Origin of the sequence: Nanchangia anserum, assembly GCF_015240065.1 — a bacterium.
Classification (GTDB): domain Bacteria; phylum Actinomycetota; class Actinomycetes; order Actinomycetales; family Actinomycetaceae; genus Nanchangia; species Nanchangia anserum.
Genome location: NZ_CP060506.1, coordinates 1,532,776 through 1,558,897 on the forward strand (window position 1 = coordinate 1,532,776; position 26,122 = coordinate 1,558,897).

The following is a 26,122-nucleotide window of genomic DNA, read 5'->3' on the forward strand; positions in this document are numbered from 1 at the left end:
GCCTTCAGCTTAGGCATCGGCGGTCTCGCCCTTCGACCGCACGCGGATCCGGCGTGCGGCCTCGCCGGCTCGCTCCCTCGCCTCCTCGATCGACTCCGCGCGCGCCAACGCCACGCCGAGGCGGCGCCCGGGGTGAGCCTCGGGCTTGCCGAAGATGCGCACGTCGACCTCGTCGACCGCGAGCGCCTCGCTAAGTCCCTCGTAGATCGGCGCTCCTGACACGACGTCGCTCGGGGCCTTGACGACGGCGCTCGCGCCCGGCTGGTCGAGGCGCACGTCGACGGGCAGGCCGAGGATCGCGCGGGCGTGCAGGTCGAATTCTGAGTAACGCTGGGAGGCCATCGTCACCATTCCCGTGTCGTGCGGACGCGGGGAGACCTCGGAGAAGATGGCGCGCTCGCCGCAGATGAACAGCTCGACGCCGAAGATGCCGCGCCCTCCCAGGGCGTCGACGACGCGGGTGGCGACGTCACGGGCGCTGGCCAGGGCGGCCTCGCTCATGGGCGCCGGTTGCCAGGATTCGACGTAGTCGCCGTCGACCTGGCGGTGCCCGATAGGCGCGCATGTGTCCGTGCGAACCTCGCCGGTGGCGGGGTCAAGCGAGCGGACGGTGAGCAGGGTGATTTCGTAGTCGAAGTCGACGAAGCCCTCGACGATGACGCGGGTCGTCGCGACGCGCCCGCCCTCGCAGGCCGTGCGCCAGGCGGCCTCGGCCTCGTCGAGGCTGCGCACGAGGGACTGGCCGTGGCCCGAGCTCGACATGACGGGTTTGACGACCGCGGGCAGGCCGACGGCGGCGATTCCCTCGCGCAGCTCCTCGAGGCTGGAGGCGAAGCGGTAGGGCGAGGTCTCCAGGCCGAGTTCTTCGGCGGCCAGGCGCCTGATTCCCTCGCGGTTCATCGTCAATTGGACGGCGCGCGGGGTGGGGACGACGCTCGTCACCCCGGCGGCGTCCAGTTCGGCAAGGGTCTCGGTGGCCAGCGCCTCGATCTCGGGGACGACCAGGTGGGGGCGCACGGTCTCGACGAGCTCGCGCAGCTCGCGTGTGTCGGTCATGTCGAGGCAGTAGGCCCGATGCGCGACGGCGTGGGCGGGGGCATTGGCGTAGCGATCGGCCGCGTGGACCTCGACGCCAAGGCGTTGGAGGGCGATCGTAACTTCCTTGCCCAGTTCGCCCGATCCCAGCAGCAGGACGCGGAGGGCGGAATCGGTCAGGGCCGTACCGAGGTGCGACGGCGTGAACATGAGGCCTCCTCACTGTGACGACTCAGTCACTGCACACTCTAACGGTTCGCTCTCGCCCACCACAGGGCGAACCGTGGCCCGGCCGACCGCCGCCGACCGGGCCACGACGACTCACCTGAGGCCGCGCATGACGTCGCGCACGCCGCGGGTCTCGAGATCGCGCCACACGCGCGTGAAGGCGGCGACGAAGCGCTCGTCCGTGCCCAGCTCGCCGAAGACGCGGGTGAGCGAGAGGAACCGGCGAGCCGCCTCGGCCCGATCCGGTTCGCGCGCAGCGGCGACGAGGTCCTCGGCGAGCGCGTCATCCTGGACGATCTCGCTGCCGTCTTCCGCTGTCCCCCGCACGCCCTGCGCCCACGCCGCGCACATGGCGGCGCCCAGCGTGATCGAGCGCCCGGCCACCAGGTTGTCGCGCACGGTGCCGAGGACGAACTTCGGCATCCGATCGGAGGCGTCTTGCGCCAGGCGCGCCAGGGTGTCGGCGATCGAGGCATTGGCAAAGCGCTCGAACAGCGTGTCGACGTAGTCGTCGAGGTCGATGCCTGGTACCGGACGCAGGCTCGGCCTCGCCTCGGCGAGGTAGGCCCTCGTCAGCGCGGCAATATCGGGATCGGTGGCCGCATCGTGGGCGTAGGTGACGCCGAGCAGGCGCCCCCAGTGCGCGAGCGACTGGTGAGCGGCGTTGAGCAGCCGCAGCTTCATGAGCTCATACGGCACAACGTCGTCAACCATGTGGGCCCCGGCCTCCTCCAACGGCGGGCGCCCGGCCGGAAACTTGTCCTCGATGACCCACTGCTCGAACGGCTCGGCGCACACGGGCCACCCGTCGCTGATTCCGAACTTCTCCTCAATGTCCCTGCGGTCCTCGTCCGTCGTCACCGGAGTGATTCGGTCGACCATGCAGTTGGGGAAGGCAACCTCGACCTCGATCCACTCCGCGAACTCGGCGTCGCACAGGCGCGCCTGGCCGAGCACACTGCGCCGCGCGATGCGACCGTTACCGGGCAGATTGTCGCACGAGAGGACGGTGAACGGGGCGATGCCGCGCTCGCGACGGCGTCGCAGCGCCTCGACAAGGAATCCGAAGACCGTGCGCGGGTGCTCGGGATCGGCCGCGTCGGCGAGGACTCCCGGGTCGTCGGCGAGGAAGTGACCGTCCTCGTCGTCAATCGGGTAGCCGCCCTCGGTCACGGTCAGCGTGACGATGCGGGTCGACGGCGCGGTCAAGACGTCGAGGACCGCATCGGCTTCCTCGGGTGCATACAGCATGTCGCGCACGGAACCGATGACCTGCGGCTCCCACTCACCGGTGGGGTATTTCAGGACGAGGGTGTACATGCCGTCTTGGGCGCGCAGCACGTCACGCATTTTGCGATCGTGCTCCATCGTGCCGACGCCGACGATGCCCCAGCCGTCGGCGCGGCCGGCGCGTGCCAACCGGTCGATGTACATGGCTTGATGGGCGCGGTGGAAATTGCCCATCCCGAAGTGGACGATCCCTCTCCCCAGGGCGTCGCGGTCGTAGGTCGGGGTGAGTTCGCAGTCGTGAGGGTGTGATGACATGGCAATTGTCCTTTCGGATCGAGTTCAGGCGTGGGTCGAGCGGATGCGCCGGCGCACTTCGCGCGGATCGGCGTCGTGTTTCATGACGAACAGCAGGCAGAACGAGATGACGTAGAGGCCGGCCAGGGCGCAGGCGACGGCGCCGTAGCCCAGGGAGTCGACGAAGATCGTCACGACGGCCGGGCCGACGAAGGCTCCCATGCCGGCACCCAGGTTGAGGACGGCCAGCGCGTTGGCCGTTTCCGGTTCCGCGTGGGCCATGATGAGCGGCGTCGTCGGCACGTGGGCGGACAGGCCGATACCCATCCCGGCCATGCCGATGGCGATGAGGAGGAAGTTCGGCCCGACGAGGAACGGGATCGCGTAGAGGTAGAGCAGCGAGATCGCGCACAGGGGCGTGGCAAACATCTGGAGCGTGCGGTGCCACCCCAGCCGATCCCCGCCGATCCCCCACGCGACGTCGCCGAGGATGCACACGACGCCGAACAGAGTGAACTCCGTGATGGCCAGCGTCTGGTCCATGCCGTGAACGCGCTGAATGTAGACGAGGTAGAACGCCTGCAAACCGTATTGGCCCGAGAGGTTGATGATCTTGATGATCCCGCCGATGCCGACCTTGGGGCGGCGCCACACGACGGACACGCCCGAGGAGACCGAGGCGAGGATGGACAGCCCCTGCGTCTCATTGGCTTTCGGCGCGCCGCGCAGGAACACGAGGACGCCGACGCCACCGAGCGCCGCGATGACCCAGCCGACCCATAGGGTGACGATGCCTCCAAAGTTCGGCAGCAGCATCGACGAGGCCCACGCGCCGATCGTCTGCATGCCGAGCGAGAAGGCGAACCAGAACCACCCCGACGAGGAGGACTGGCGCTCGCGCGGGGTGATGAGCATCATCCACGTGAGGAAGCCGTAGGCGAGCATGGGATAGCCGAAGCCGCGCATGCCGTAGAGGATCATGAGGAGGACGAGCGACCCCTGAGTGAGGCCGAGCAGGATAAACGCCGCGTCGAAGACGAGGAAGGCGACGAGGCCGACGGTCATGACGCGGCGCGGGCCGATGGCATCGCACAGCGCGCCCGACAGGAACGCCGCCAGCGCGACGATGACGCCGTAGCACGTGTAGACGGCCGAGGCCTGGGAGACGGTGTAGCCCGAGTGCGAGTGGAGAAACTCCGTGATCCACACGGCCTCAATGCCGTCACCGACGACGAACAGGACAACCGCGGCCAGTCCGAGGCCGCTTTCGCGCGGGAAGCGCAGGCGGGCGAGCAGCCCGCCCAAACCAGATGCATGAGAAGACGTCATTGATCCTCCGTACGATGGGTTCCCACCTCCATGTGGGAAGGTCACTTCCATCGTGCGGCGCCTACGCGGGAAAGGAGCTGACGACTGCACCCGCCAGACGTGACCGATGTTCGTGGGTTTGTCGGCGGACACGCGCGGATATGCCCGCACTAGCGGCTACCACCTCCGCCGGAGATTGACCGTTGTGCGTGTATAGCGTGCCCGCTGCGTGTGTTAGGCGCGGATGATGGGGACCTCGTGGCGGGCGAGCTGGCGGACCTTGAACGCCGATAGCTCCGATCCGGTGACCGCGGCCTGCATCTGAGCCAGATGCGCGAAGCGCACGAACGATGTCTGGGCGAACTTCGCGTGGGTCCCGACGAAAACGCTGCGGCGCGAACAGGCAATCGCCTGCTTTTTCATGGCGGCGACGGCCGGGTCGGGCGTCGACATCCACCCGTTCTCGTCAATCCCGTTAGCGCCGATGAAGGCGAGGTCGATGCTGAGGCCGGAGAGCATCTCGACGCCGAAATGATCGACGACCCCCATCGTCACCGAGCGCACCCGCCCACCCAGTTGCAGGCACGTCACGTGCGGAATCGAGGCCGCCTTGAGGGCGCTGAGCAGGGAGGAGGTGACGATCGTCAGCGGCCGGCCCGGGAGATGGTCGAGGATGAGCGAGGGCAGGTGCCCCTCGTCGATGAAGATTGTCGTCGCATCGTCGATGAATTCGGCCGCCCGCGCCGCGATGCGGTGCTTCTGCTCCCCGTCGAGGGCCTCGCGGGCCGCCAACCGCGACTCCCACGTGCTCGGGGCGAGGGCGCGGGCGCTGCCGTAGCTGCGTTCGATCTGGCCGCCGCGCTCGAGGGCGCGCAGGTCGCGGCGAACGGTCTCGCCCGATACGCCAAAGTGTTCGGCGAGGTCGGCGGCCGCGCACTGGCCGGCCTCGCGGATCATCTCGAGCATCGCCGCGCGCCGCGCGTGGGCGCCGACCTGGTTGCGTGCGGGGGCCATGCGTGAAGCGTAGCGAAAAGAAAAAGCCCGGTGGGATTCCACCGGGCGTGATGCGGAAACGCTCTAGCGAGTTTCCTTGTGCGTCGTCGACTTGCGGCAACGCGGGCAGTACTTCGCCAGCTCGAGCCGGTCGGGGTTGTTCCGCCGGTTCTTCTTCGTGATGTAGTTGCGCTCCTTGCACTCGGAGCACGCCAGCGTGATCTTGGGGCGGACGTCAGAAGTCTTGGAAGCCACCTGATACCTCACTTGTCGCCAGCCCGAGGCTGGATGAATACGAAGGACAAACGTAGCGGGGGCGGGACTCGAACCCGCGACCTCACGATTATGAGTCGTGCGCTCTCACCAACTGAGCTACCCCGCCGCGTCGACGTTCCGGCCGAGACCGGTCAGTCGAGCCCCGAAAGGGAATCGAACCCTTGACCTTCTCCTTACCATGGAGACGCTCTGCCGACTGAGCTATCGGGGCGCAGAACCCGATCCAACATAGATGGATCTGGGACCCACGTCAACCGCCGAAGCGATCGTGGCAGGTGAGGGATTCGAACCCCCGAAGCATAACAGCGGCTGATTTACAGTCAGCTCCCTTTGGCCACTCGGGAAACCTGCCGGGCTACTCACGCAGCACCCGAAACACTAGCAGGGCGACGCGCCCTAACGCCAATCGACAAACGCGTCGTTTCTCACACCTGCGCGATCGCCGCGCGGATTGCTTCGGGGTCGTTGGTGATAATGCCGTCGACGCCCATGCGGGCGAGCGCACGGGCATCTTCGGGATCGTTTACCGTCCACACGTTGACGCGATAGCCCGCGGCGCGCATCTCGGTGACGAGACCCGCAGTGACGTCGGGCAGACACGGATGGAGGATGCGCGCGCCCGCGAGTTCGGCTCGGGTGCGCCAGTCCTCCCCCAACTGCCCCGCCTCGAACAGGCACGCCAGCGGCCACTCCCCCTCGGCGGCCATGAGGGGCAGCATGAGGTGGTTAAACGACGAGACGATGACGTCGCAGCCGGGGTCGAGTCGCCGCAGCTGCGCAGCCGTCGCGGCCACGAGGCGGCGAGCGATCTCGGCACCGCCCAGCGGGGATTTGAGCTCGACGTTGATGCTCAGTCCGACCTCGTTGGCGAGGTCGATGACGTCGCTGAGGCGAGCCAGCGGCTCGCCGGCGAAGCGGGGATCAAACCACCCGCCGGCATCGAGGCCTGCGACGTCATCCCACGTCGCCTCCTCGACCCTGCCCGACCCCGTGGTCGTGCGCTCGAGGGTGCGATCGTGGCAGACGACGACCGTGCCATCGGCGAGGAGGTCGACGTCGAGTTCTGCCCACCCGCACATCTCAGCTGCCAAGCGGAAGGCCGCGAGGGTATTTTCGGGCGCGTGGGCGCATGCACCGCGGTGCCCGATGACCCTCGGGGGCTTCACGTCAGTAGCCGGCCATCTGCTCGAGCCGGCGGATCCGCTGCTCCATCGGCGGGTGCGTCGAGAGCAGCCGCTGCGGGCCGCGCATCGAGAACGGGTTGGCGATCATGACGTGGGCGACCTGCTCGGTGCGCGGGGTGTGCGTCAGCGGGGCGGCCTGGGTGCCGGCCTCGAGCTTGCGCAGCGCCGAGGCCAGCGCCAGCGGGTCGCCGGTCAGCCGCGATCCGTCCTCGTCGGCGTCGTATTCGCGCGTGCGCGAGATCGCCAGGCGGATGAGCGAGGACGCCAGCGGCGCGAGCAGCACGAGGGCGATGCCGCCGAGTCCCGGCTCGTCGCGGCGCCCGCCGCCGAAGAAGTAGAGCATCTGGGCAACCGTCGTGATGAGTCCGCCCATGGCCTGAGCGACCGAGGAGGTCAAGATGTCGCGGTTGTACACGTGCATGAGTTCGTGACCGAGCACGCCGCGCAGCTCGCGGTCGTCGAGGAGGTCGAGGATGCCCTCGGTGCAACAGACCGCCGCGTGCTCGGGGTTGCGTCCCGTTGCAAACGCGTTGGGCGTGCGCGTGGGCGCGACGTGGAGACTCGGCATGGGCTGGCCGGCCCTCTCGGAGAGTTCGCGGACAATCGCGTACATGCGCGGCTGCTCGCGCTCGCTCACGGGATAGGCGCTCATCGAGCGCAACGCCAGCGACGCCGAATTCCAATACGTGTAGACCGTCGAGACCAACCCGAAGATGGCGAAGCCCATGAGCCACACGGGGTTGTTCGTCGTGTGGGCAACGACGTAGCCGACACCGAGCAGGATGACCCACATGAGGCCAAACAGGCCGAAGGTCTTCACGCCGTTAAAGTGAGAATGCATGCTCCCAGTCTGGCAGCAAACCTCCACACCGCGCCCGAGAAACGCCCGGGACGGCGAGGCGTTAACGCTCCTCGGGCGAGCCGATGATGTCGAGGTCGGCACCGCCGTCCTCGCCGCGCGAGACCCGCGTCATCGCCTCGCGCGAGATGACCTTGACGCGCTCGCGCGGGCCACGCCCGCCTTCGACTTCGCCGAAATCCTCGCCGAGCTTGCGCTCGTAGGCGTCGAGGAGCTCCCAGCCCTGCCACGTCGTGTAGCGGATCCCGCGCTCGTCCAGCAGGGCAACCATGGCGTCGTGGCCCGCTTCGCCCGCCGGGGCATTCAAGCGACCCGCCTCGGCATCGGCCACGAGGTGAGCGATCGTCTGCTGCGCGTCCGACTTCGTCGACCCGATGAGGCCGACCGGGCCACGCTTGACCCATCCCGTCGCGTACAGGCCGGGCAGCGCCGAGCCGTCCTCGCCGAGCACGCGTCCCTCGTCATTGGGGATCACTCCGGCGTTCTCGTCAAAGGGCAGGCCGGGGATGGGCGAGGAGAAATAGCCGACGGCCCGGTAGACGGCCTGAACGGGCCACTCGGTGTAGACGCCGGTCCCGCGCACGGTGCCGTCGCCGACGAGCTCCGTGCGCTCGGTGACGAGGGCGCGGACGTTGCCGTCCTCGTCGGCGAGAACCTCGTGCGGCGAGGCGAACAGATGGATGTGGATGCGACGCGAGGCCGTGTGTTCCTCCTCCATCGCGTAGTTCATCAGCGCCTTCACGACCATCTTCTGCTGCTTGACCTCGGCCAGGCGCTGCTCGGAACCGGCATCGAAGTCGAAGTCTTCCTCGTAGACGATGACGTCGACGTCGGGCTGCTTGCCGAGCTCGCGCAGCTCCAGCGGGGTGAACTTTACCTGTGCCGGACCGCGCCGGCCGAACACGTGGACGTCGGTGACGGGGTTGTCTTTCAGGCCCTGGTAGACGTTGTCGGGGATTTCCGTGACCAGCATGTCCTCGGCATGCTTCGCGAGGACGCGCGCGACGTCGAGGGCGACGTTGCCGACGCCGAGGACCGCGATCTGCGTGGCCTCGAGCGGCCACGTGCGCGGGTAATCGGGATGACCGTCGTACCACGACACGAAGTCCGCGGCACCATAGACCTGCGGCAGGTCCGTACCCGGGACGTTCAGCGGCTTGTCGCGATCCGAGCCGGTCGCGAAGATGACGGCGTCGTAGCGGGCCTGAAGGTCCTCGACCGTGATGTCGCGGCCGACCTCGACGTTGGCGAGCAGACGGATGTCGCCGCGCTGGAGGATCTTGTAGAGCGCGTCGATGATCGTCTTGATGCGCGGGTGGTCAGGGGCGACGCCGTAGCGGACTAGGCCGTAGGGGGCGGGCAGGCGCTCGTAGAGGTCGATGGCGACGTCGACACCCGACTTAGAGAGGATGTCCGCCGCATAGATGCCGGCGGGACCGGCTCCGATGACAGCTACGTTCAGCTTGCGCTCACTCACGTTCACGAGTCCTTTCCTTGGCCACTACCGTCGCCGATCCTATCCAACCCTCCGGAGCACGGCTATCGCGCCTGCCCGGGAGCGCTGCCGGGCTAGGCGACGCGGTCGACGAGGAGGTCGGCGAATGCCAGCAGTGCGGACTTGACCTCGCCCTCGTCGAGGGCGTCGAGCTCGGCCTTCGCCCGCTCGCTCCACTCGAGCGCCAGCACGCGGGTGCGATCGAGCACGTCGTGGGCGCGCAGCCGCTCGACCACGGCGGCCAGCGCCGCGTCGTCGCCCAAGCCACCGGCGAGGCCGTCGAGGATCTCCCGTCCCGCGGCGTCGAGCGTGCCCTCGGCCTCGTCGCGGCGAAGAAGGAGGATCGGTAGGGTGTCGACGCCCTCGCGCAGGTCCGTGCCCGGCGTCTTCCCCGAGACCTCGTGGTCGGAGGCGATGTCGAGGACGTCGTCGGCTATCTGGAAGGCCACGCCCACGGCGTCGCCGAAGCGATAGAGGGCGTCAACCTGCGACGCGGGCGCACCCACCAGTTCGGCACCAAAGCGCGCCGACTGCGCCACCAGCGACCCCGTCTTATCGGCGAGAACCTGGAGGTAATGGGAAATCGGGTCGTCGTCCTCGCGCGGGCCAGCGGTCTCATTGAGCTGCCCCTGGCACAGGCGCACGAACGTCGCCGCGTGCTGGCGTACCGCTTCGGGTCCCAAGTCGGCGACGAGCATCGAGGCGCGCGAAAAGATGAGGTCGCCGGCGAGGATCGCCTGATTGTTCGACCACACCATCTGCGCCGAGGGAACCCCTCGCCTGGCGGGCGCGGAATCCATGACGTCGTCGTGGTAGAGCGTCGCCAGGTGAGTCAGCTCGACGGCGACGGCGGCCGTCTTGACGGCGTCGCTCGTGCGCGCGGCCTCGTCCTCGCCCAGCTGAGCGGTGAGGAGGACCAGCAGCGGACGCAGCCGTTTACCACCGGCTTGGGCCAGGTGGGACAGGATGTCGGTCAGGACGCCGCGCTCGTCACGAGTCTGCTCAGCGAGAACACGCTCGACCTCCTCCAGGGCCGGCGCCAGCCGATCCTGGAGGAGGGAGAAAACGTCACCGTCGTGTGTAGACCTCACAACACGAAGATAACCATTTTGCCGAGCAAGTTCAGAACCGGCCCGGGCACGATGCCCAGCGCCAGCGTGGCGATGGCGCACATCGCGATGGCCGCGCTCGCCGTCCCCTGCGCCGGCACGACCCGCGTCTCGGGATCGGGCTCGTCGAGGAACATGACCTTCACCAGTCGGAAGTAGTAGAAGGCCGTGATCGCCGAGGCCACGATAGCGACAATCACGAGCGGGGTCAGCCCGCCCTTGATGCCGGCGGCAAACACCGTCCACTTACCGATGAAGCCCGAGGTCAACGGGATGCCGGCGAATGAGAGCAGGAAGATAATCATCGCTGCGCCCAGCCACGGATGACGGCGCCCCAGGCCAGCCCACTTGTCAATCGTCTGCTGCTCGGCCACGGTGTTACCCCCGCGGTCGACGCCGCGCACGAGCGTGATGACGCCGAACGCTCCCACCGTGGCGATGCCGTAAGACAGCACGTAGAAGGTGACGGCGCTCAACGCGGATTCATCGAGCGACTGCACGGCAATGAGGATGAAGCCCGCGTGCGCGATCGAGGAGTAAGCAAGCAGTCGCTTGACGTTGTCCTGGACGAGCCCGAAGAACGTGCCGACGACGATCGTGAGGACGATGACCGCCCACATGATGACCTTCAGGTGCGGCTCCATCTGAGCGGCCACGGTGAAGTAGAACCGAACGAGGGCGAGGAACGCCGCCGCCTTCACGCCGGCCGCCATAAACCCCGTCACGGGCGTCGGTGCGCCCTGGTAGACGTCTGGCGTCCACGCGTGGAAGGGAACCGCGCCGACCTTGAACAGCAGCCCGATGAGCAGCAACACGATGCCCGAGATAAGCAGCATGTCCGATCCCGCACCGTCGTAGACGGCGGTGGCGAGCGTGCTCAGCGACAACGACCCGGCATACCCGAACAGCAGCGCGATGCCCATGAGGAAGAACGCCGAGGAGAAGGCCCCCAAGATGAAGTACTTCAGGGCGGCCTCCTGCGAGAGCAGTCGGCGGTGACGGGCCGTCGCACACAGAATGTACAGCGGCAGCGACATGACCTCCAACGCGATGAACAGCGTGAGCAGCGAGGTGCACATGGGGAACAGCATCATTCCGGCCGTGCTGAACAGCGTCAGCGGCAGCATCTCGGAGCGCTGATAGCCCCGCCGTTCCGTCTGATCTTCCTCGAAGGATCCCGGCATGTCCGAGGGCTGGCCGGCGAAAGCGGCCACACCCGAGCGGGTGCGATCGATCATGACGAGCACCGACAGGATCGCGATGACGAGAATGACGACCTGGGCCGCCGCGGCGAACGGATCGATGAGCAGCTCGCCGGTGCGTGTCCCGCTCCCCCCGGTCATCGCGAAGCCCACGGGATCCGTCCCGTGGCTGAACACGCCGGAGCTGTAGGTGAGGATGTAAACGCACAGGGCGAGGACGAGGACCACCGGCGTATAGATGGCCTGCGTCTTCCACCGCGCGCCCCGGGGCACGAAGGCCTCGATGAGCACGCCGAGAACAGCCGCACCGCCAACGATGACGAGTGGCGCCATCAGGCCCCAGTCGATATCCAGGCTGGCTTGCATGGTGGAGCTCATATCAGTTTCCCCCCTCGGTAGCCACGGTGGCGGAGCCGACCTCGGCAAGCACGCTGTGCTCGGCCACGGGCTCGAGCGTCGAGACGAGCGGGCGCGGGTAGACGCCAAGGACAACCATGAGAACGATCAGCGGGGTGACGACCGCGAGCTTCTCGCGCCAGGTCAGGTCACTCACATGCTTCTTATCGGCGCGTGCCGGCCCCGTAAAGATCTTCTGGAACGGCAACAGCACGTACAGCGCCGCCGCGACGACCGCGAGCACGGCGATTCCCGCCGCCCACGGAAGGATCCCGAAGGTTCCGACGAGGACCATGAGCTCGGGAACAAACCCGGACAGGCCCGGCAGGGCGATCGCGGCCAGGCCGGCCACGAGGAACGTCCCGGCGAGCACGGGCGTGACGAGACGCATCCCGCCGTACCCGTCAATGGCTTGCGTGCCACCGCGCTGGGTGAGGAACCCGCTGATGAGGAACATCCCGGCAATCGAGAGGCCGTGGGCAACCATGTAGACCATCGCACCGGTCAGCGCCAGGCGCGATCCGACGAAGATGCCCATGACCATGATGCCGAAGTGCGACACCGACGTGAACGAGATCAGCCGCATGAGGTCCTTCTGAGCCAGCGCCGCAAGCGCGCCCCACAGAACCGAGATCACGGCCAGCACGATGATCGGCAACGCCGCCTTGTGCGCGGCGTTGGGGAAGAGCTGGAGGCACAGCGTGATCATCCCGAACGTGCCGATCTTGTCGAGCACGCCGACGAGCAGCGTCGAGGTGCCCGGGCGTGCGACCTCGGTCGTGTCGGCGAGCCACGTGTGGACGGGAACCATCGGCGCCTTGATGGCGAACGCGATGAAGAACGTGACGAAGATGAACATCTCCATCCCCGCGCTCGTCGTGATGCGCCCGGCGAGATTCTCGATGAGGTACTGGTTCTTCTCGACCGGCGAGACCGTGTACAGCGCGACGACGCCGGCCAGCATGATGAGGCCGCCCAGCAGCGAGTACAGGAGGAACTTCAGCGCCGCGGCCTTCGCCTTGACCCCGCCCAGGCCGTAGCGACCGACGAGGAAGTACATCGGCACGAGCATGGCCTCGAAGGCGACGTAGAACAAGAACACATCGCGCGCGGCGAAGATGAGCACCATGAAGGCTTCGGCGCACAGGGTGAGGCCGACGTAGCCCGCGCGCGCCGATTCGGCGCCCTCCCCGTCGTCTTCATGCCACGCGGCCGCGAGCGTGATCGGCACGAGAATGGCCGACAACCCGATCATCGCCAGCCCCAGGCCGTTGATACCCAGGGCCCACGACGTCCCGATGACAGGGATCCACGAGTGGGTCTCGGCCAGTTGGTAGCTGGCGGGCGCCGCGTAATCGAACTGGCACGCCGCGACGATCGCACCGACGAGGACGAGCAGCGAGATGACGAGGCCAACCTCGCGCGCGAGCGAGCGCAGCGGCTTGATGAGCGCGAGGGCCGCGGCCCCGATGACGGGGACCACCACCATCAGCGATAGCAACGGGAACGTTGCAGAAAGGACATTCATGTTTTTCTTTCCTCCCGCCTTGCTACACCTGGACGTACAGGGCGATAACTAGAGCCGCCAACACACCGACCGTGATGTATCCGGCGTAGGCGCGGGTATAACCGTTTTCGCTGCCGCGCATGAACGCGCCAAGGCCGCCGCACAGGCGCGCCAGCCCGCGAACGATCCCGTCGATGATCCCGCGATCGGCGTAGCCGACGGCGGCGGTCAGCCCCTGCCCGGGAATCATCGCCAGGTTCTCGTTCACGCGGTCCTGCATGAGGTCGGCGCGAGCCGCGCGTACGAGGGCGTTCGCCTTCGGTGCCCGCTGGGGAACGTCGCGGCGAATGTAGAGCGCCCAGGCGATGACGATCCCGACGATGACGAGGGCGAGGGTGAGCACCGAGATCGTCGTGTGACCGAGCACCGTGTCGTGGACCTCGGTGTGGTAGCCGGCGAGTTCACCGGACACCGGCGAGAGCCAACGCTCGAACACATTGGTCGCGCCGAGGACGCCACCGAGCGCGATCGAGAAGATCGACAAGATGACGATCGGGCCGTTCATCAGCCAGCCGGCCTCGTGCGGGTGGACGGGCTTGCCCTCGGCCTCGCTCGTCCACCGAGCCTTGCCAAAGAACATGATGAAGAACAGACGCGACATGTAGAAGGCGGTGATCGCGGCACCGATCATGGCGATGAGGCCGAAGATCCAGCCGCCGACCTCGCCAAACGGCGTGGCCGAGAACGCGGCGGCGATGATCGGCTCCTTCGAGAAGAAGCCCGAGAACGGCGGGATGCCGAGGATCGCCAGCCACGCGATGCCGAAGCAGATCCACGAGACCTTCATGACCCGACGCAGCGCGCCGAAGCGGCGGATGTCGACCTGGTCGCCCATGGCGTGCATGACCGAGCCGGCCCCGAGGAACAACTGAGCCTTGAAGAAGCCGTGCACGAAGAGGTGGAAGATCGCCAGCGTCCACCCGATCGGGCCGAGGCCCGCACCGAGCATCATGTAGCCGATCTGCGACATCGTCGAGGCCGCGAGGACCTTCTTCATGTCGTCCTTCGCGCACCCGACGATGGCACCGAACAGCAGCGTGATCGCGCCGATGATCGCCACCATGAGCTGGGCGGCCGGCGCCATGACGAAGACGGCACCTGAACGCACCATCAGGTAGACGCCGGCGGTGACCATGGTCGCCGCGTGAATGAGCGCGGACACCGGGGTCGGGCCGGCCATGGCGTCGCCGAGCCATGCCTGCAGCGGGAACTGCGCGGACTTACCACACGCGGCCAGCAGCAGGAACAGCCCGATGGCCGTCGCCCACCCGACGGTGAGATTCTCGGGGGCGTGGGCGACGACGGTATCGAAGTCGACGTGACCGGTCACGGCGATCATCGACATGATGGCCAGCAGCAGCCCCATGTCGCCGACGCGGTTCATGACGAAGGCCTTCTTCGCGGCGACCGCGTTCTCGAGGATGTGGTTCCAGAAGCCGATGAGGAGGTAGGACGCGAGGCCGACACCCTCCCAGCCGAAGAACAGCACGACGTAGTTATTCGCCAACACGAGCGTGAGCATCGAGGCGATAAACAGGTTGAGGTAGGCGAAGAACCGGCGCCGGTCCGCGTCGTGGGCCATGTAGCCGATCGAATAGACGTGGATGAGCGAGCCGACGAACGTCACCAGCATGACGAAGGTCAGCGACAGGGTGTCGAGCTGGAGCGCGAACGGGATCGTCACCTCGTCGGTGATCGCCCAGTCAAACACGTGGTTGATCATCTTCCGCGCGCTCGGGGCCATGCCGATGAGCTGGATGAGGATGGCGGCACCGATCGCGAAGGAGGCCCACGAGGCGAGCGTGGCCAGCCAGTGCCCCCACCTGTCGGTGCGTCGTCCGGCGATCAGCAGGAAGGCTGAGACGACGAGCGGAATCGCGATCATCAACCAGCCCAGCGATGCGACACCGGTTGCCTGCGCGGATTCGGCCGTTGCAACGAATGCGTGCATGTGCTTCGACCTCCCTTAGTTCTTCAGCAGGTTGATGTCGTCAAGCGACGTCGACCTGCGGGCTCTAAAGATGGACACGACGATGGCCAATCCGACGACGACCTCGGCGGCGGCGACGACCATGACGAAGAACGCCATGATCTGTCCGTCCAGCGATCCCGTCTGGTTGGAGAATGTCACGAGAACGAGATTCGCCGCGTTCAGCATCAACTCGACACCCATCAGCGAAATCACCGCCGAGTGGCGCACCAACACGGTGACCGCGCCAATGGCAAAGATGATGATCGCGAGGACGAGGTAGTGCGTCAGCGTAATCATTCGCCTTCCTCCTTCGTCTCGGGAGCCTGGGTGGAGGCGAGGCTCGAGGCACCGGGTTGACGCAGGCTGCGCTCAACCTTACCGCCAGCCATGCCCCACGCCGTCGACTGCTTGACCGCGCGCGAGGCGGCGAGCGAGTGGAGGCCCTGCGTCGCATCGCCGTGCAGATCATTGCGCACGGCCACTGCCGTGGCCGGGCTCGCCTCGGCGATCGAGCGGTCCTGACCGGTCGCACGCAGGACGCGCGGCACGGACTCCTCGACCGGACGCATCGTCTCACCCGACAGCGCCGGCACATCCGGCGCGTTCGAGTCGGCGTAGACACCGGGCGCGGGCAGCTGGCCCGGGTGGCGGCGGCCCGCGGCGTAGTCGAGCATCTTGGCCTCGGCCGTCTCGGCCTGACGGAACAGGCGGTTGAGGCGGTCGGAGTGCGTGAGCAGCATGGCGCCCGTGGGCGCGATGATGAGCAGCGTCGCGACAATTTCGACGCTGAGCAGGTGCTGGCTAAACAGCGACAGCCCCAGGGCAACCGGATTCGACGAGGCATCGCCGGTATTCACCGAGCCGGTGGCCGGCAGATTGGCGACGATCATCGCCCCGGCCAGCAGCGCGGCACCGAGTGCGCCGGCGATCCAGGCGCCCAGGCGCAGCCCCAGCGGTGTCTTCGTGTAGTGGTCGGACGCCGCGACACCGATCATCATGATGACGAACAGGATCATCATCATGATCGCGCCGGTGTAGACGACGACCTGAACGGCGCCGAGGAAGTAGGCCCCCTGCGAGATGTAGAGCATGGACAGGCCCAGCATGACCCCGACCATGCAGATAGCCGAGTGAATGGCCTTCTTCGACGTCGCCACGCCGATCGCGGCGGCCACCATGATGACGGCGACCACCCAGAAGAACACCGACTCGCCGAGCGAGAACTGGTCAGTGACGTTCACTGCTGAGCCTCCTCACGGGGCTTGACCGTCTTGAGCGATGGGTCATCGGGGCGATGCTTGCGAACCCACTCGACCTGAGCCGGCGTGGGGCCGGTGACGTCGCCGCGATAGTAGTCGCCGTCATTGAGCCCCTCGACCATCGGGTGCGGGGGTGCGAGCATCCCATCGGCCAACGGAGCGAGAATCTGATCCTTCTCGTAGATGAGGTTCTCGCGGTGCTGATCGGCCAGCTCGAAGTCGTTCGACATCGTCAGCGCCCGCGTGGGGCACGCCTCGATGCACATGCCGCAGAAGATGCAGCGCAGGTAGTTCACCTGGTACACCCGCCCGTAGCGCTCGCCCGGCGAGTACTGGGCCTGCGGGGAATTCGACGCCGCCTCGACGAGGATGGCATCGGCGGGGCACGCCCACGCGCACAGCTCGCAGCCGATGCACTTTTCCAACCCGTCCGGGTAACGGTTCAGCTGGTGGCGTCCGTGGAAGCGCGGCTGAACGTGGGCGGGTTCAAAGGGATACTGCTCGGTGACCGTGGGGCGGAAGAACGAGGCGATCGTCACCCCGAAACCCGCGACGGGAGCGAAGAACTCGCCGAGCACGCCCTTTTTGTCGCGCTCAAAGCTCATGTCCTCGCGCGTCGGATTACGCCTACTCATTTCGCGTCTCCTTCAGCTTTCGCGGCAGTGGTCACCAGCTCGTCACCAACCGCGTCGCCCATGCGCGGGCTCGGCGGCAGCACCTGCCCGGGCAACGGGGGCACGGGGTAACCGCCGGCGAACGCGTCGAACGGCTTGCGCAGCTCGGCCTCGCGGGCCTCCTGGGCACGCGCGATCTTGTGATCGGCGCGGGCACCCCAGATCCAGATGATCCCCAAGATGACGAGAAGCACGACGGCCGCACCCAGCCACAGCTGCGGGGTCGTCGCCAGCCCGTAGTGGGTGACGACGCGCATGACCGCGACGATCCAGAACCACGCGAAGGCGACGGGCATGAGGAACTTCCAGCCGAACTTCATGAACTGGTCGTAGCGAACGCGCACGAGCGTGCCGCGCACCCAGATGAGGCAGAACATAACGATCCACACCTTGATGCCGAACCACAGGATCGGCCACAACCCGGTGTGGAACATCCCGCCGAGGATCTGGTCGCCGAACGGCAGGCGCCACCCGCCGAGGAACATCGTCGTCGCGACGCCCGAGACGTTGAACATGTTGATGTATTCGGCGAGGAAGAACCACGCGAACTTCATCGAGGAGTATTCCGTCATGTGGCCGGCGACGATCTCGCCTTCACATTCTGGCAGGTCGAACGGCAGGCGGTTGACCTCGCCGGTCATGGCGACGAGGTAGATGAGGAACGACGGGAACAGCGCCAGCCCCCACCACACCGGCGACTGGGCGGCGACGATCGTCGAGGTCGCCATGGAGCCCGACATGATGAACACGGTGACGAGCGAGAGGCCCATCGCCAGTTCGTAGCTGATCATCTGCGCGGCCGAACGCGTCGACCCCAGCAGCGGCAGCGAGCCATTGGCGACCACCCGGCGAGGATGATGCCGTAGACGCCGACCGAGGTAATCGCCAGGATATAGAAGGACGGCGACGTCGGTATCGGCCAGTTGCAGCGGCGTCGAGATCGAGCCGAAGTGAACGTTAGGGCCAAACGGAATGACCGCGTACACCATAAATGCGGTGAAGGCGGCGATCAGCGGGGCCAGCAGGTAGGTGACCTTGTCGACGCCGGCTTTCCAGAAGTCTTCCTTCGTCAACAGCTTGACCGCGTCGGCGATCGCCTGCAGCAACCCGAAGGGGCCGTGCACGTTGGGGCCGGGGGGTCTGCATCCGCGCCAGTCCACGCCGTTCCACCCACAGGGCCATGATGACCGAGAGGATGAGGAAGACGACGATGCACAACGCCTTGATGATGGTGATCCACCACCGGTCGTCCGTGAAGTCCGCAACAACCTGCCCGGGCAGGGTCGTCACGGCGAGATGCGAAATGGCGTTCACCGGTTCACCTCCGTTGTGGCCAAGACCCGAACGAACGCGCCCGCGCTCACGCCGAGGTCGGCGTGGACGTGGGAATCGATCGAGCATTCCGGTACCCACACGACCCGGTCCGCCATGTCGGCGGCGACGAGGGGCAGCGTCACACTCCCCTGCGTCGTCTGGATCGTGCAGTCGCTGCCCTCGCTCAGCCCCAGCAGCTCGATCGTGCGCGCGCTCATGCGCGCGACGGGCTTGCGGGCCGAGGCGGCGAGGTCGTCGGCGCCGGCCTGGGTCAGGCCGTCGTCGAGCATGGGCTTGTGGCAGGCCAAAACGACCTCATCGGCCTGCGGCGCAGGAGTCGGCGCGGCGGCGACCGGGGTGAAGACGGCGCGCTGGCCGTCCCAGTCCATGACCTCGTTGGCCTGATCGTGCAGGTCGCGCAGGCTGTCCATCGCCATGTCGTAGCCCAGTTCGTCGGCCAGGCGCGCCAGCACCTCGCGGTCGGACATCGCCCGCGAGGTCAGGGCCTGCCCGAACGGGCGCAGGCGTCCCTCCCAGTTGATGAACGTCCCCGGCTTTTCGGCCGGCGGCGCGACGGGGAAGACGACGTCGGCGACCTCGGTGATGGCCGTCGCGTTGACCTCGAGTGAAATGACGAAGTCGGCTCCGCGCAGCGCGTCCAAGGCGGCATCCGACGCGACGAGGTCGCGGTGGTCGACGCCACCGACGACGAGCGTGCCGATCTGACCGTCCTTAGCGGCGGCGAGAATCTGCTGAGTGTCGAGTCCGGCCTCTGCGGGAATGTCGACGCCCCACGCGGCGCCCAGATCGGCGCGCGCCTCCGCGTCGCCGACACCGCGGCCGAACGGCAGCAGGGCCGGAAGCAGGCCGGCCTCGACGCCGCCGCGCTCACCGGCGCGACGCGGGATCCACGCCAGGCGGGCGCCCGTGCGCTCCCTCAGCGCCGCCACGGCGCTGAGCAGGCCGGGCACGCTGCCCGCGCGCTCGCCGACGACGATGACGGCTCCCGGCTGTGCCAGCGCCTCGGCGAGGTCGCCGAAGTGGCCCTCGGCTCCCGTCGTGATCGAGGCGACGACGTCGGGTTCCGTTCCCGGAACAGCCGACAGCCAGGTCGCGCCCATCTTCACCAGTCCCGGCGTGCGCACCGGAGCAATCGCGGCAACCGAAACCGTCCCCGCGAGGTGGCCCTTGCGCAGCCGCAGGAACACCGAGCCGCATTCGTCCTCGGCGTCGAAGCCGACGAGGAGAACCTGGCCGGCTTTCTCGAGGTCGCCGTAGGTCACCTCCAGGCCGGTGCCGGCCACGTGCGAGGCGACGAACGACTCCTCTTCGCTACCCGCGGGGCGAGTGCGCTGATCGATCGAGTTCGTCGCCAGCACCGCGCGGGCAAAGCGCGACCAGGCGAAGGCGTCTTCAAAGCTCAGGCGGCCACCGGGCAGCGCGGCAGAAGCCTTGCCGCGGGCGGCCTCGATTCCGCGGGCGGCGCGGTCGAGCGCGTCGGCCCACGACGTCGCCACGAGCTGGCCGTCCTCGCGCACGAGCGGCGAGGTCAGGCGCGCGCGCCCGTGCTGCCACGCAAACGCGAAGCGATCCTTATCGGTGATCCACTCTTCGTTGACGTCCATGTCGCGCTGAGCCATGCGGCGCACGATCTGACCGCGACGGATGTCCGTGCGGATGACCGAGCCCGAGGCATCGTGTTCCGTGACCCCGCGCGTCGACGTCAGGTCGAACGGGCGGGCGCGGAAGCGGTAGTCCTTCGACGTCAGCGCGCCGACCGGGCAAATCTGGATGACGTTGCCCGAGAAGTAGGAGCCGAACAGGTTGCCCGCGGCGTCTTGTTCATCGGCGCCCACCGGGCCGACGTCCTGGTTGCCGCGCAGCGACGCCTCGCCCGTGGGGCCGGACATCGTCTCGTCGACGACACCGCCGCGCCCATCCGAGGGCGTGACGCCGAGGACGTGGGTGTCGAACCCACCGATGTTTTCGCCGAGGAAGTCGTGGTCATCGCAGCGGTGCGTGCCACCTCCGCGACCCTGAAGATCGATGAACGCATCGCCCGCGATTTCCTTGGCGAAACGCACGCACCGCTGGCATAGGACACAGCGGTCGCGATCCAGCAGGATCTGCGAGGTAAGCGCCACGGGCTTGGGCCACGTGCGCTTGACGTCGCTGAAGCGCGTGTGCAGCGTGCCGTGGCTCATCGACTGGTTCTGCAGCGGGCATTCGCCACCCTTGTCGCAGATCGGGCAGTCGAGGGGTGATTGATGAGCAGGAATTCCAGCTGGCCTTCCTGCGCCTTCTTCGCCACCGGCGACTGTGTACTGGGTGTGTAGACCTCCATCCCCGGGGTGCACACCATGGTGCACGAGGCCTGGGGCTTCGGCATCTTCGCGATCTTGCCGTCGCGTCCGGGCATCGCCACCTCGACCATGCACTGACGGCAGGCGCCGGCGGGCTGAGCAGCGGGTGGTCACAGAAACGCGGAATGTGGATCCCCAGCTGTTCGGCCGCGCGGATAATCAGCGTGCCCTTGGGGACCTCGATGGCTGCCCGTCGATAGTGAGGGATACCATCTCGCACTCATCGGGCGCCTCCTTCCTCAGTCAGCTCGGATGCCGCGTGGGGAACAGTTCCGCCGCCGGCGTCGTCATGCCGAGTTCAAATTCGTCACGGAACTTCTCGATAGCCGAACGCACGGGCGTCGCCGAGGCATCGCCGAGCGCGCAGAACGAGCGACCGAGGATATTGCCGGCCGGCCACGTCGTAGAGCAGATCGATGTCGCCCTCGCGGCCCTTGCCGGCCTCGAGGCGACGCATGATCTGCTTCATCCAGAACGTGCCCTCGCGGCACGGGGTGCACTTGCCGCACGATTCGTGCTGGTAGAAGTCCGTCCACTTGCGCACGACGCGCACGACCGAAACGGTGTCGTCGAAGACCTGTAGGGCACGCGTGCCGAGCATCGACCCGTTGGCGAGAACCTCTTCGTAGGCCAGGGCACGTCGAGCTGTTCCTCGGTCCACAGGCCCGTCGAGGAGCCGCCAGGGCTCCAGAACTTCAGCTTGTGGCCGGCGCGGATGCCGCCCGACATCTCGAGCAGCTCGCGCATGGTGATGCCGAACGGTGCCTCGTATTGCGCGGGCGGGGCGACGAACGTGACCCGAGATGTTAAACAGGCCGTAGCCCTTGGCCTTCTCGGTGCCCATGCTCGGTACCACTCGGGGCTGTTGTGGAACACCGCCGCCACCTGGGCGTCGTCTCGGCGTTGTTGATGACCGTTCGGACGGGCGTAGAGACCCTCGGCCGCCGGGAACGGCGGCTTCAAGCGGGGGTGACCGCGCAGGCCCTCGAGCGAATCGAGCAGCGCCGTTTTCCTCGCCACAGATGTAGGCGCCCGCGCCCCGCATGGGCGATGATCCGCAGGTCGCCGAGCAGACCGGCGTCTTCGGCTTCCTTAATGGCGCTGAGCAGGCGGTTTGTAGGCATGGACGACCTCGCCGCGAATGTAAATGAAGGCGTGCGTGCATCGGATCGCCAGCGACGTGATCGCCACACCCTCGATGAGCATGTGGGGATTCGCCATGACCATGGGGATGTCTTTGCACGTTCCCGGCTCGGACTCGTCGCAGTTGACGGTCAGGTATCGCGGGCCGCCGTCGTCGGGCGGCAGGAACGACCACTTGAGACCGGTCGGGAAGCCGGCGCCGCCGCGTCCGCGCACGCCAGCCGCCTTGACGGCCTCGATGATGTCGGCGCGGTCCATGCTCCGGGCCTTCTCCAGGCCGGTGTAGCCGCCGTGGGCGCGATAGGTCGACAGTCGCCACGAGTTCGGCTCGGCATAGATCGCCGACGTCACCGGCATGAGGCCGACGGGATTCGCGATGGCGCTCACTTTTGGGCCTCCTTCGACTTACGCTCGGCCGAGGATTGCTCGTGTCCGACCGGCTTGGTGCCGGCCGCCTCGACCTCGCCCGTGTTCGTGCCCGCACCGCCCTCGCGGTTCATGACGAGGGTCTCGTCGAAGCCGCGCTCGCGAGCCACCGACAGCCCGAGCAGCGTCGGCTCTCCGGCGCTGACACCCTGGTTCGCCGACTCAACGTCGGGGAAGCCGGCGAGAATGTGGCTGGCTTCTTTGAACGTCGGGCACACGTCGGGACCACGCGTCGGACGAATGGGACGATCGGCGCGGATGTCCTCGACGAGCTGGAGCGCGGAGGCCGGCGTCTGGTTGTCGAAGAACTCCCAGTTCACCATGATGACGGGCGCGTAATCGCACGCCGCGTTGCACTCGAGCGCCTCGAGCGTGATCTTACCGTCCTCGGTCGTTTCCTCGTGCCCGATGCCGAGTTCGTGCTCGAGCGTCTCGAAGATGGCGTCGCCACCCATGACCGCGCACATGGCGTTCGTGCATACGCCCACGGTGTACGTGCCATTCGGGCGGCGCTTGTACTGGGTGTAGAACGTCGCGACCGCGGAGACCTCGGCGCGGGTGATGCCCAGGATGTCGGCGCACAGGCCGACACCGGCCGCCGAGACGTAACCGTCTTCGGACTGGACGAGGTGCAGCATGGGCAACAGCGCGGAGCGCTCGTGCCCGGCCGGATAGCGCGCGATGATCTGTGCGGCTTCCTCGCGCAGCCGGCGCTCAACGTCAGTGGGATAGAAGCTCATTAGCGGTCCACACCTCCCAGAACCGGGTCGATCGTCGCCAACGCGATGATGAGGTCGGAGATCGTCCCGCCTTCGGCCATCATCGCCAGAGACTGCAGGTTGGTAAAGGACGGGTCACGGAAGTGGGCCCGGTAGGGACGCGTCCCGCCGTCGGAGACGACGTGAACGCCGAGGATGCCCTTGGCGTGTTCGACCAGCTGGGTAGCCTGGCCCGCCGGGACCCGGAAGCCCTCGGTGACGATCTTGAAGTGCTGAATCAGGGCCTCCATCGAGGTGCCCATGATCTCGCGAATGTGCTCGAGCGAATTGCCCTGGCCGTCGGTGCCGACCGAGAGCTGGGCGGGCCACGCGATCTTCTTATCGCCCACCATGACCGGGGCACCCTCGCACGCGTCGAGGCGCTCCATGACCTGGTAGATGATCTTCAGCGACTCGTAGCACTCGTCGAAGCGAACCATCGTGCGGTTGAACGCGTCGTTCTTGTCGTAGACCGGGACGTCAAAGTCGTAGGTCTCGTACCCGCAGTACGGCTGCGACTTGCGCAGGTCGAGCGGGTAGCCGGCCGCACGCACGCCCGGTCCCGTGTACCCGAGCGCCATCGCGCCCGCCAGCGGCAGCGTGGCGACGTCGACGAAGCGCGCCCTGAACAGCGGGTTGGCAACGACGATGTCCTGCAACTCGTTGATGTCGCGGCGCACGCGCGGCAGCAGGTCGCGGATGTATTCCGTGGTTCCGGCCGGTAGGTCCTGCGCGACGCCGCCGGGGCGGATGTAGGCGTGGTTCATGCGCAGCCCGGGTGATGCGCTCGAAGATCCGCAGGATCTCCTCGCGACCGCGGAAGGCGATCGTCATGAGCGTCGTTCCGCCCAGCTCGTTGCCGCCGGTGCCAACGGCGACGAGGTGGGAGGCCACGCGGTTGAGTTCCATCATGAGCACGCGGATGAGCGTCGCGCGCTCGGGCACGTCATCGGTGATTCCCAGCGCCTTCTCGACGGCCAGGCAGTAGCCGACCTCCTGGAAGAACGGAGCGACGTAGTCCATGCGGGTGCAGAACGTCGTGCCCTGCGTCCACGTGCGGTACTCCATGTTCTTCTCGATGCCCGTGTGCAGGTAGCCGGTGCCCACGCGGACCTCGCGGATGTATTCGCCGTCGAGTTCGCAGATCAGGCGCAGCACGCCGTGGGTCGAAGGGTGAACGGGGCCGAGGTTGATAACGATGCGCTCGTGCGCGAGCTTCTCGATCTCGCTGGCCATGTCATCCCAGTCGCCGCCGGTGACGACGTACTCGGGGATGTCGGTGCCACCGACCTCGTCGAGGGCGGGACCAGCCGCCCGGTACAGGGTGTCCTTTTCCTGGCTCATGCGCTGTACGACCTCCGCGAATCGGCCGGCGGAACAGTTGCGCCCTTGTAGTGAACGGGAACGCCGCCGAGCGGGTAATCCTTGCGTTGGGGGTGACCGACCCAGTCATCGGGCAGGGCCGTGCGGGTCAGCGCGGGGTGGCCCGTGAAGACGATGCCCATGAGGTCCCACGTCTCGCGCTCCCACCAGTCGTTGCCCGGGTAGACGCTGACGACCGACGGGATCGTCGGGTCCTCGTCGGGGCACGTGACCTCCAGACGCATGACCCGGTTGTGGGTGAGCGACATCAGCGTGTAGGTCGCGTGCAGCTCGCGACCGTGGTCGTGGGGGTAGTGGACGCCGTCGACGCCGAGGCACAGCTCGAAGCGCAGATCCTGGTCGTCACGCAGCCACTGGCACACCTGGACGATCGAGGAGCGCTCGATGAAGACCGTCAGCTCGTCGTGATCGACGACGACCTTCTCGATGACGGCGTCGGCACTCGCACCCGTGGACGCGATGAGCTCGGACAAGATGTCGACGACCTGGTCGAACCAGCGGCCGTAAGGGCGCGCCGACGCGCCCGGCATGGCCACGTCGCGAACCAGTCCCCCGAATCCCGTCGTGTCGCCGTCGTCGGCGACGCCGAACAGACCGAGGCGCCGGCCCAGCGGTGCGCCCTGTGCGGCAGCGTCGACGTGGGCGGGCACCACCTGGGAGTCCTCGGGGCGCGTATCAGCGGTGTCGCTCATGCCAGCAGTCCCTTCATCTCGTGCGTCGGGGTCGCCTTAAGGGCGGCCTCTTCGGCCATCCGGGCGATCTCGGTGCGCCGCTTCTTGCCCAGCGGCGTCTCGGAGCCAATCTGCTCGCGCAGCACGAGGATCGCGTTGATCAGCGCCTCGGGGCGGGGGGGCATCCCGGGAGATAGACGTCGACGGGAACGACGTGATCGCAGCCCTGGACGACCGCGTAGTTGTTGAACATGCCGCCGCTCGAGGCGCATGCCCCCATCGAGATGACCCACTTCGGTTCGGGCATCGAGTCGTAGACGTTGCGGATGATCGGCGCCATCTTCCACGACACGCGGCCCGAGACGATCATGAGGTCGGCGTGACGCGGCGATGCGCGGAAGACCTCCATGCCGTAGCGAGCGAGGTCGAAACGCGGCGTGCCCGAGGCCATCATCTCGATAGCGCAGCAGGCCAGACCCATCGTCACGGGCCAGATCGAGGACTTGCGAGCCAGGCCGAGGACCTTCTCGATGCTCGTCAGTCCCACGCCCGCGGGCAGAGAGTTGTCAAACGACACGGTGTACCCCCTTAGTAGTCGAAGCCGCCGCGGGCCCATTCGTACAGGAAGGGCACGGCAAGCAGCTCGACGAACGTCAGCATCCCGAACAGGGCGATCTGGGCAACGGCGCCGAACTCGGCGATCGAGACTGCCCACGGGTAGAGGAAGACGACCTCAACGTCGAAGACGATGAAGCTCATGGCCACCAGGTAGTACTTGATGGGGAATCGTCCCTGGCTGGCCTGGAATGCCATCGGGTCGATCCCGCACTCGTAGGTAGCGACCTTGGTGCGCGAGAACTTGTTCGGGCTCAAGACAGCAGAGGCCGCCAGACCGCCCACGGCGACGACCAATGCCACGGCGCCCATGATGAGCAATGCCACGCTTGCACTCATAGTGCCCTCACTTCTTCCTCGGTGGCCGG

19 protein-coding genes, 3 tRNA genes and 4 pseudogenes are annotated in these 26,122 nt (G+C 67.1%); all 26 read right to left on the reverse strand.

The window, feature by feature from the left end:
- Window positions 1-9: 9 nt before the first annotated feature.
- Window positions 10-1,245: a formate-dependent phosphoribosylglycinamide formyltransferase gene (gene purT / locus H8R18_RS07195; protein ID WP_191071371.1), complete on the reverse strand. Its 1,236-nt coding sequence runs from the start codon at window positions 1,243-1,245 to the stop codon at window positions 10-12.
- Between the two features lie 111 nt (window positions 1,246-1,356).
- Entirely contained in the window at window positions 1,357-2,808 is a 1,452-nt protein-coding gene (locus H8R18_RS07200; protein WP_191071372.1) for a mannitol dehydrogenase family protein, read from the reverse strand.
- A gap of 24 nt (window positions 2,809-2,832) precedes the next feature.
- Window positions 2,833-4,116, reverse strand: a complete 1,284-nt coding sequence (locus tag H8R18_RS07205) for an RbtT/DalT/CsbX family MFS transporter (protein WP_191071373.1) — start codon at window positions 4,114-4,116, stop codon at window positions 2,833-2,835.
- A gap of 213 nt (window positions 4,117-4,329) precedes the next feature.
- A complete protein-coding gene (locus H8R18_RS07210; protein WP_191071374.1) occupies window positions 4,330-5,109 on the reverse strand; it encodes a DeoR/GlpR family DNA-binding transcription regulator in 780 nt (259 codons plus the stop codon).
- Between the two features lie 63 nt (window positions 5,110-5,172).
- Entirely contained in the window at window positions 5,173-5,343 is a 171-nt protein-coding gene (gene rpmG, locus H8R18_RS07215) for a 50S ribosomal protein L33 (protein ID WP_191071375.1), read from the reverse strand.
- A 53-nt stretch (window positions 5,344-5,396) separates the two neighbouring features.
- Window positions 5,397-5,470: transfer RNA gene (locus H8R18_RS07220), tRNA-Met, on the reverse strand.
- 32 nt (window positions 5,471-5,502) lie between these two features.
- Window positions 5,503-5,575 (reverse strand) — tRNA-Thr (locus H8R18_RS07225).
- A gap of 58 nt (window positions 5,576-5,633) precedes the next feature.
- Window positions 5,634-5,716 (reverse strand) — tRNA-Tyr (locus tag H8R18_RS07230).
- Between the two features lie 73 nt (window positions 5,717-5,789).
- Window positions 5,790-6,530, reverse strand: coding sequence for a glycerophosphodiester phosphodiesterase family protein (locus tag H8R18_RS07235; protein ID WP_191071376.1), 741 nt, complete (start codon window positions 6,528-6,530; stop codon window positions 5,790-5,792).
- Window position 6,531: 1 nt separating this feature from the next.
- Window positions 6,532-7,389 carry a zinc metalloprotease HtpX gene (gene htpX / locus H8R18_RS07240; protein ID WP_191071377.1) on the reverse strand — a complete coding sequence of 286 codons (858 nt, stop codon included), beginning with the start codon at window positions 7,387-7,389 and terminating at the stop codon, window positions 6,532-6,534.
- A gap of 61 nt (window positions 7,390-7,450) precedes the next feature.
- Window positions 7,451-8,884, reverse strand: a complete 1,434-nt coding sequence (locus tag H8R18_RS07245) for an FAD-dependent oxidoreductase (RefSeq protein ID WP_191071378.1) — start codon at window positions 8,882-8,884, stop codon at window positions 7,451-7,453.
- A gap of 92 nt (window positions 8,885-8,976) precedes the next feature.
- Complete coding sequence (locus H8R18_RS07250; protein WP_191071379.1) at window positions 8,977-9,993, reverse strand: polyprenyl synthetase family protein; 1,017 nt, start codon at window positions 9,991-9,993, stop codon at window positions 8,977-8,979.
- On the reverse strand, window positions 9,990-11,591 hold the full coding sequence (nuoN, locus tag H8R18_RS07255) for an NADH-quinone oxidoreductase subunit NuoN (RefSeq protein ID WP_223875106.1): 1,602 nt from the start codon (window positions 11,589-11,591) through the stop codon (window positions 9,990-9,992). Before nuoN ends, H8R18_RS07250 begins: the two co-directional genes overlap by 4 nt.
- A 1-nt stretch (window position 11,592) precedes the next feature.
- The gene (locus H8R18_RS07260) at window positions 11,593-13,137 is read right to left on the reverse strand and encodes an NADH-quinone oxidoreductase subunit M (protein WP_191071380.1); all 1,545 of its coding nucleotides are present in this window, start codon (window positions 13,135-13,137) and stop codon (window positions 11,593-11,595) included.
- Window positions 13,138-13,159: 22 nt separating this feature from the next.
- Window positions 13,160-15,127 carry an NADH-quinone oxidoreductase subunit L gene (gene nuoL, locus H8R18_RS07265; protein ID WP_191071381.1) on the reverse strand — a complete coding sequence of 656 codons (1,968 nt, stop codon included), beginning with the start codon at window positions 15,125-15,127 and terminating at the stop codon, window positions 13,160-13,162.
- A gap of 15 nt (window positions 15,128-15,142) precedes the next feature.
- Window positions 15,143-15,442, reverse strand: a complete 300-nt coding sequence (gene nuoK, locus H8R18_RS07270) for an NADH-quinone oxidoreductase subunit NuoK (RefSeq protein ID WP_191071978.1) — start codon at window positions 15,440-15,442, stop codon at window positions 15,143-15,145.
- Window positions 15,442-16,389, reverse strand: a complete 948-nt coding sequence (locus H8R18_RS07275) for an NADH-quinone oxidoreductase subunit J (protein WP_191071382.1) — start codon at window positions 16,387-16,389, stop codon at window positions 15,442-15,444. Before H8R18_RS07275 ends, nuoK begins: the two co-directional genes overlap by 1 nt.
- Window positions 16,386-17,042 (reverse strand): NADH-quinone oxidoreductase subunit NuoI, encoded by a 657-nt coding sequence (gene nuoI / locus H8R18_RS07280; RefSeq protein WP_191071383.1) that lies wholly within the window; start codon window positions 17,040-17,042, stop codon window positions 16,386-16,388. The genes H8R18_RS07275 and nuoI overlap by 4 nt, the downstream gene beginning before the upstream one ends.
- On the reverse strand, window positions 17,039-18,205 hold the full coding sequence (locus H8R18_RS07285; RefSeq protein ID WP_194189218.1) for a complex I subunit 1/NuoH family protein: 1,167 nt from the start codon (window positions 18,203-18,205) through the stop codon (window positions 17,039-17,041). Before H8R18_RS07285 ends, nuoI begins: the two co-directional genes overlap by 4 nt.
- Before the next feature lie 186 nt (window positions 18,206-18,391).
- Window positions 18,392-20,971 (reverse strand): annotated as a pseudogene (locus H8R18_RS07290) (NADH-quinone oxidoreductase subunit G).
- A 30-nt stretch (window positions 20,972-21,001) separates the two neighbouring features.
- Window positions 21,002-22,258, reverse strand: a pseudogene (gene nuoF / locus H8R18_RS07295) (NADH-quinone oxidoreductase subunit NuoF).
- Window positions 22,259-22,284: 26 nt separating this feature from the next.
- Window positions 22,285-23,067, reverse strand: coding sequence for an NADH-quinone oxidoreductase subunit NuoE (gene nuoE, locus H8R18_RS07300; RefSeq protein WP_191071386.1), 783 nt, complete (start codon window positions 23,065-23,067; stop codon window positions 22,285-22,287).
- A pseudogene (locus H8R18_RS07305) lies at window positions 23,067-24,429 on the reverse strand (NADH-quinone oxidoreductase subunit D). The gene nuoE and the pseudogene H8R18_RS07305 overlap by 1 nt, the downstream one beginning before the upstream one ends.
- Entirely contained in the window at window positions 24,426-25,160 is a 735-nt protein-coding gene (locus H8R18_RS07310; RefSeq protein ID WP_191071388.1) for an NADH-quinone oxidoreductase subunit C, read from the reverse strand. The pseudogene H8R18_RS07305 and the gene H8R18_RS07310 overlap by 4 nt, the downstream one beginning before the upstream one ends.
- Window positions 25,157-25,755, reverse strand: a pseudogene (locus tag H8R18_RS07315) (NADH-quinone oxidoreductase subunit B). The gene H8R18_RS07310 and the pseudogene H8R18_RS07315 overlap by 4 nt, the downstream one beginning before the upstream one ends.
- On the reverse strand, window positions 25,728-26,093 hold the full coding sequence (gene ndhC / locus H8R18_RS07320) for an NADH-quinone oxidoreductase subunit A (protein WP_191071390.1): 366 nt from the start codon (window positions 26,091-26,093) through the stop codon (window positions 25,728-25,730). The pseudogene H8R18_RS07315 and the gene ndhC overlap by 28 nt, the downstream one beginning before the upstream one ends.
- Window positions 26,094-26,122 lie beyond the last annotated feature (29 nt).

What these genes read in the sequence shown, in the direction of transcription:
- purT (WP_191071371.1), bottom strand. Translation starts at nt 1,245, where the DNA reads ATGTTCACGCCGTCGCACCTCGGTACGGCCCTGACCGATTCCGCCCTC.
- H8R18_RS07200 (WP_191071372.1), bottom strand. Translation starts at nt 2,808, where the DNA reads ATGTCATCACACCCTCACGACTGCGAACTCACCCCGACCTACGACCGC.
- H8R18_RS07205 (WP_191071373.1), bottom strand. Translation starts at nt 4,116, where the DNA reads ATGACGTCTTCTCATGCATCTGGTTTGGGCGGGCTGCTCGCCCGCCTG.
- H8R18_RS07210 (WP_191071374.1), bottom strand. Translation starts at nt 5,109, where the DNA reads ATGGCCCCCGCACGCAACCAGGTCGGCGCCCACGCGCGGCGCGCGGCG.
- htpX (WP_191071377.1), bottom strand. Translation starts at nt 7,389, where the DNA reads ATGCATTCTCACTTTAACGGCGTGAAGACCTTCGGCCTGTTTGGCCTC.
- nuoN (WP_223875106.1), bottom strand. Translation starts at nt 11,591, where the DNA reads ATGAGCTCCACCATGCAAGCCAGCCTGGATATCGACTGGGGCCTGATG.
- H8R18_RS07260 (WP_191071380.1), bottom strand. Translation starts at nt 13,137, where the DNA reads ATGAATGTCCTTTCTGCAACGTTCCCGTTGCTATCGCTGATGGTGGTG.
- nuoL (WP_191071381.1), bottom strand. Translation starts at nt 15,127, where the DNA reads ATGCACGCATTCGTTGCAACGGCCGAATCCGCGCAGGCAACCGGTGTC.
- nuoI (WP_191071383.1), bottom strand. Translation starts at nt 17,042, where the DNA reads ATGAGTAGGCGTAATCCGACGCGCGAGGACATGAGCTTTGAGCGCGAC.
- nuoE (WP_191071386.1), bottom strand. Translation starts at nt 23,067, where the DNA reads ATGAGCTTCTATCCCACTGACGTTGAGCGCCGGCTGCGCGAGGAAGCC.
- H8R18_RS07310 (WP_191071388.1), bottom strand. Translation starts at nt 25,160, where the DNA reads ATGAGCGACACCGCTGATACGCGCCCCGAGGACTCCCAGGTGGTGCCC.
- ndhC (WP_191071390.1), bottom strand. Translation starts at nt 26,093, where the DNA reads ATGAGTGCAAGCGTGGCATTGCTCATCATGGGCGCCGTGGCATTGGTC.